This is a genomic window from Halohasta sp. A2 (assembly GCF_056175805.1).
Genome location: NZ_JAQFWV010000308.1, coordinates 1 through 255, shown reverse-complemented (window position 1 = coordinate 255; position 255 = coordinate 1). Strand labels below are relative to the sequence as shown.

Here is a 255-nt window from a genome sequence, read left to right as displayed (position 1 = left end):
CCTTGAGGAAAGGGACGCCTCTGGTGTCCACTCCGAGAGGTGTCCCATGCACGCCACAATCGACGTGCGGTTGACCGTTAGCATCGACGACGACAAAACGATACCGCTGGCCACACTTGCCGAGTTCTTTACTGATCAAAACATCGAATCAGTTCTTCTCGAAGGCCTTGTCGAGAGCCTCGACGCGGCCCGCGTCGAGGCACTCTGTGGCGAGAAACACGCACACGGTAACGGTGAACAACGCTTCCAACGCCG

Annotated in this window: 1 pseudogene; it reads left to right on the top strand. The window is 57.6% G+C overall.

The window, feature by feature from the left end:
• Positions 1-46: 46 nt before the first annotated feature.
• Positions 47-255: pseudogene (locus tag O2S87_RS19245) on the top strand (ISH6 family transposase); the annotation flags it as partial.